This is a genomic window from Parafrankia sp. BMG5.11 (assembly GCF_004337455.1).
On record NZ_SJXI01000079.1, the window covers coordinates 1 to 3,873 of the forward strand.

Below are 3,873 nucleotides of genomic sequence, written 5' to 3' on the forward strand. Positions count from 1 at the left end.
CACACAAGACACGCTCTTAGGCTCCCTGGCGGAAGCCGCCAGGACCGCGAACCCGTTCCTCGTCGCGGGCTGTGGGGGCGACGACAGCGAGAACGTCTCGCCCCCCAGCACTGCCAGCATCAGCAGCACTACCAGCATCAACACCGCCGAAATGCCGCGGCCGCGCACGCCTGCCGAGGGCACCCCGATCCGGATCAGGCTGATCTCGGACGGCAGGAGCCCGATGTGGACAACCCGTAGATGTGCCTGCTCGACGCCGCCGCGACCACCCACGGCGAGGACATCGAGACCAGCAGGCCCGGGACGATGGCCCCGGTCATGGTGCCCGCCGCCCGCCGCCCGCCGGCCGGCGGCCGGCGGCCGAAGGGCTCTCCGGCGACCTCACCCCGTTGTCCATCGCCGCGGCCGTGAGCGCGGTACCGGAGAAGGACCTGCCAGGTGCGAGCGGACTGCGGTTCCGTCGCACCGGCGAGGCCGACCCGGCCACGCCCGCCGTCCGCGTCCGCAGCGGACTGGTGACGACCCTCGACGACGAGGGCCAGCCCCCCGAGTGCGAGGCGGGCGGTTTCCCACCGACCGAGGACTGAGCCGACCGACCGGACCGAGGGCGGCCGCACCGGTCGCCACCTGCTCGCGAGCTGATCCGGTCGCCGGCCGCGCATACCACCAGACGCTGCCCTCCGTCAGTCATCAGCACCCCGTCAGAGCTGCATCGAGGTCCAGGGCCGGGGCGCGGCCCCGGCGACCCGTTCCCACCAGCGCAAGCAGGCCGCTCCGATGGACAGCGTCACGAGCCGTCGTGCCGCCCGGAGCGGCCCAGCCGGTGGAGGCGAACCGCCCCAGCCGACCACAACCGAGACGAGGTAGATGTATGCCGAATACAGAGAATGTGGCCGCTGGGATGCCCCGCAAGCGGTCGCGGCGACGCTCGGCTGGCACCCGCCTGGGCGTCCTGGCGGTGGCGGCGAGCCTGCTGCTCGCCGCCGGATGCGGCGACGACAGCGCGGACCCGTCGGCGGACGACAGCACCCCCAGCGGGGACATCTCCGCCGTCCTCGGGCCGATCGCCAAGGCCGAGGGCACCCCGGTGCGGATCGGGGTGATCTCGGACGGCAAGGGCCCGGTGTCGGACCTCTCCGTCGAGTTCGACATGGCCGAAGCCACTGTCGGGTACCTGAACGAGCGCCGTTCCGGCATCGCGGGCCGGCCGATCGAGCTGGTGACGTGCGAGGCCCTGGCCGACCCGGCCAAGGGCACCGACTGCGCGAACCGGATGGTCGAGGAGGATGTCGTCGCCGTCATCGTCGGGTCCTCGTCGATCGTGGAGAGCATCTGGCGGCCTCTGCACGACGCTCGCGTGCCGGTGATGTTCCACTCCGCGAACGGCGCCCCGCTGCGGGACAGCGAGTCGACCTTCGCCATCACCGATTCCGCCTTCTCGCTGATCAATTTCCCAATCCAGCTGGCGAAGGAAGAGGACGCCGGGAAGGTGACGGCGGTCACGATCGACGTGCCGTCCGCGACGGGCATCTACCGGACCGCCGCTCCGTCGGCGTTCGACGAGGCCGGCGTCGAGCTCTCGGTCGTGCCAATCCCCCCGGGCACGGCCGACATGACTCCGCAGATGCAGAACATCGCCTCCGGCGACCCCGGCATCGTCGAGGTGACCGGAAACGACGCGTTCTGCATCGCCGCGTTCAACGGTCTGCGGGCGGTCGGATTCACCGGGACGGTCACGGGCGTCTCGCAGTGCATCACTGACAGGACCCGCAAGGCGGTGCCGGGCGATTTCCTGGAGGACATGCCCGTCCCCGCGACGGTGCCGCTCGGCACGGACAACCCGGCGACCCAGCTGATCAACGCGGTCGCGACCACCTACGGCAAGGACGTCGACACCGGCCGCACGGCTGCGATGGCCATGTTCACGGTATTCGCCGCCTTCCAGTCCGCGACCGAGGAGATCTCCGGCGAGGTCTCCCCGGAGACCATCATCGCTGCGATCAAGGGGATGCCGGAGAAGGAGCTGCCGGCCGCTGGCGGGCTGCGGTTCCGCTGCAACGGCAAGGCCGACCCGGACCTGCCGGCGGTCTGCGTCCGCGGCGGGCTGGTGACGACCCTCGACGACGAGGGCCAGCCCACCGAGTACGAGGTGATCGGCAGCACCCCCATCGAGGATTAAAGGTGCCGGGATTCCTGGGTGACGACGCCGGCCAGGGTGCGGGCCGCGCCGGCATAGTCCTGAGCGTCGAAGAACAGCTTCCCGCGCTGGTACTCCTCGGCCAGAGTGGTATGTGTCATGTGGTGCTCCGGTCCTTTCCTGGTTCAGCGGCTGTATTCGACGACGGGTACGCGGCCCATCCGGCCGGCGTTGTAGTCCTCGATGGCCTGCAGGATCTGTTCGCGGCTGTTCATGAGGAACGGCCCGTAGTGGGCGATCGGCTCACGCAGCGGCAGTCCGCCCAGGAGGAGGATCTCCAGGTTCGGGGTGTCCTCTGGTTGCGAGTCCGCGGCGCCGATGGTGACGGCGTCTCCCGGGCCGAACACCACGAGTTGGTGGGCCTCAACCGGTCGGCGTTGCGTTCCGGCGTACCCGCGGCCGCTGAGCACATAGGCCAGCGCGTTGAAGTCCGGGTTCCAGGACACCTGCAGCTGCGCGCCCGGGTTCAGGCTGGCGTGGGCGTAGGTGATCGGGGTGTGCGTGACGCCGGGACCGCCATGTCCGCCGAGATCGCCGGCGATGAGCCGGACCAGCGCGCCGCCGTCCACGCTGCTGAGTAACATCAGTTCGCGCCCGGTAATGGCCTGGTAGCGCGGCGGAGCGAACTTCAACGCTGCCGGCAGGTTGACCCACAGCTGTACCCCATGGGTCCGCCCCCCGGATCGAGCGAAGGCCGCCGTCGGTACCTCGTCGTGCAGGATCCCCGCCCCAGCTGTCATCCACTGGGTGTCACCCTCGGCGATGATCCCACCGCCGCCGTTGGAGTCGTGGTGCTCGACGACACCGTCGATGAGGTAGGTGACCGTCTCCAGGCCACGGTGCGGGTGCCAGGGCGCGCCGACGGCCTGCATCGGGGCATAGTCGACCGGGCCCATCTGGTCCAGAAGGAAGAACGGGTCCGCAAGGTGCGTGTCCACCCCACCGGGGAAGGGCCGCCACACCTCGAAACCCGCTCCTTCGACCGCATGATGTGCGTCGACGACACGCGCCACCGGACGGGACACGGCATCCGCTGGTGGACGGCCAAGGCGTGGCAGCACGAGCGGGTTGTCCACAGTGATCGCGGGCATCGGATCGTGTGGGGCTCCAGAATCCCGATTCTGCCTGTGAGCTGGTCTTTTGCGGTTGATGCGATCTTCCGGGGGAGGTGTCAGGCGGCGTTGCGGTACTCGTTGATCAGCCCGCCGAGGATGCGTGTGCGACGGACGGTGGACCCCGGGGTCGGGGTGGCCACGGGTGGTGAGTCGGGTGGGTGTTGGCCGAGGGAGCGGTGGGGTCGGTGGGTGTTGAAATGCTCCGCGTAGCTGTCGAGGACCGAGGTCAGGTGCCGTTCGGAGAGGATCAGCAGTCTGTCGGTGCATTCGCGGCGGGCGGTGCCGACCCAGCGTTCCGCGATCGCGTTCGCCTGCGGCGACTGTGGCGGTGTGCGCACCACGTCGATACCGGCCCCGGCAAAGACAGCGTCGAAGGAAGCCGTGAATTTCGTATCACGGTCACGGATGAGGAACCGGAACCGGTGGCCACGTTCCTCGAGGTCCATCAGCAGGTTCCGTGCACGTTGGGTGACCCAGGCCGCGGTTGGATGCTTGGTGACCCCGAGGAGGTGGACTCGGCGGGTGGCGTGCTCGACGACGAAGAACACGTAGATCCGCTGG

6 protein-coding genes are annotated in these 3,873 nt (G+C 69.5%); 2 read left to right on the forward strand and 4 right to left on the reverse strand.

What is annotated here, in order from left to right; genetic code table 11:
• A partial coding sequence (locus E0504_RS51540) for a hypothetical protein (RefSeq protein ID WP_207974660.1) occupies positions 1–273 on the reverse strand: 273 nt, incomplete at its 3' end.
• Positions 274–407: 134 nt separating this feature from the next.
• On the opposite strand from E0504_RS51540, the gene E0504_RS51545 reads away from it, so the two are divergent.
• Together E0504_RS51545 and E0504_RS39910 are read left to right on the forward strand one after the other, a co-directional pair.
• On the forward strand, positions 408–587 hold the full coding sequence (locus E0504_RS51545; RefSeq protein ID WP_207974661.1) for a hypothetical protein: 180 nt from the start codon (positions 408–410) through the stop codon (positions 585–587).
• Positions 588–871: 284 nt separating this feature from the next.
• Complete coding sequence (locus E0504_RS39910; RefSeq protein ID WP_112108790.1) at positions 872–2,179, forward strand: ABC transporter substrate-binding protein; 1,308 nt, start codon at positions 872–874, stop codon at positions 2,177–2,179.
• Here E0504_RS39910 and E0504_RS53730 read toward each other — a convergent pair.
• From E0504_RS53730 to E0504_RS39920, 3 genes are all read right to left on the reverse strand, one after another.
• Positions 2,176–2,298 carry a hypothetical protein gene (locus E0504_RS53730; protein WP_255565763.1) on the reverse strand — a complete coding sequence of 41 codons (123 nt, stop codon included), beginning with the start codon at positions 2,296–2,298 and terminating at the stop codon, positions 2,176–2,178. The genes E0504_RS39910 and E0504_RS53730 overlap by 4 nt on opposite strands.
• A gap of 24 nt (positions 2,299–2,322) precedes the next feature.
• Positions 2,323–3,288: a pirin family protein gene (locus tag E0504_RS39915; protein ID WP_112108791.1), complete on the reverse strand. Its 966-nt coding sequence runs from the start codon at positions 3,286–3,288 to the stop codon at positions 2,323–2,325.
• An 80-nt stretch (positions 3,289–3,368) separates the two neighbouring features.
• Positions 3,369–3,873 (reverse strand): integrase core domain-containing protein (locus tag E0504_RS39920; RefSeq protein WP_131626932.1); only part of this gene is annotated, 505 nt, incomplete at its 5' end.